Origin of the sequence: Collinsella sp. D33t1_170424_A12, from assembly GCF_015554865.1 — a bacterium.
In the GTDB taxonomy this organism is placed as follows: Bacteria; Actinomycetota; Coriobacteriia; order Coriobacteriales; family Coriobacteriaceae; genus Collinsella.
The window spans coordinates 1-1,168 of sequence record NZ_JADNJJ010000132.1; the positions used below are offsets into that span (position 1 = coordinate 1).

General features: G+C 64.1%; 1 protein-coding gene. It reads left to right on the plus strand.

Annotation, left to right across the window (positions count from 1 at the left end; all coding sequences use genetic code 11):
- A partial coding sequence (locus tag I2E26_RS05745; RefSeq protein WP_255519230.1) for an ATP-binding protein occupies positions 1 to 1,168 on the plus strand: 1,168 nt, incomplete at both ends.

The following is a 1,168-nucleotide window of genomic DNA, read 5'->3' on the forward strand; positions in this document are numbered from 1 at the left end:
GTCCTCGAGGGCCTCGAGGCCGTCCGCGTACGCCCCGGCATGTACATCGGCTCCACGAGCTCGACCGGCCTGCATCACCTGGTATGGGAGATCGTCGACAACGCCGTCGACGAGGCCATGGCCGGCTTTTGCTCCAAGATCGAGGTGACCGTGCACCCGGACAACTCGATCACGGTCGTCGACAACGGCCGCGGTATCCCGGTGGACGAGCATCCCGTGAAGAAGATCCCCACGCTCGAGGTCGTTATGACCATCCTGCATGCGGGCGGCAAGTTCGATAACTCGGCGTACAAGGTCTCCGGCGGCCTGCACGGCGTAGGCGTGTCGGTTGTGAACGCGCTTTCCAAGAAGATGGTCGTTCAGGTCGCCCGCGACGGGCACGTGTACGAGATGCAGTTCAGCCGCGGCGTCACCACGCAGAAGATGCGCGAGGTCGGCATCTCGGATGCGACCGGCACCACCGTGACCTTCTGGCCGGACGACGAGATTTTCGAGACCACCGTCTACGACTACGACGTGCTCCATGACCGCCTGCAGCAGACGGCGTTCCTCAACAAGAACCTCAAGATCGTCCTTACCGACGAGCGCGAGGTCGAGCCCTTCGTGGAGGAGTTCTGCTACGCCGGAGGCATCATCGACTTCGTCCGCTTCCTGAACGACGGCAAGGCCGTGCCCGAGGAGCTGAAAGAGCCCATCTACCTATCCGGCGCCTCCGAGCCCGATGCGCCGGTCGAGCGCACCGGCGAGGTAGAGGTTGCCATCCAGTGGAACACCTCGTACTCCGAAACGGTCATGAGTTTCGCGAACGACATCCGCACCATCGAGGGCGGCATGCACATGGAGGGCTTCCGCACGGCCCTCACCAGCGTGATCAACGACTACGCGCGCAAGAACAACATCCTCAAGGAGAAAGAGGGCAACCTCACGGGCGACGACGTGCGCGAGGGCCTCACCGCCGTCGTGTCCGTCAAGCTGGCCGACCCGCAGTTCGAAGGACAGACGAAAGCCAAGCTCGGCAGCTCCTTCATGCGCGCGCTCGTGCGCAAGATCGTGTCCGAGGGGCTGGCCGACTACCTGGAGGAGCACCCCAAGCAGGCGCGCGAGATCATCAAGAAGGCCCAGCAGGCCAGCAAGGCTCGCAACGCCGCCCGCAAGGCGCGCGAGGCGA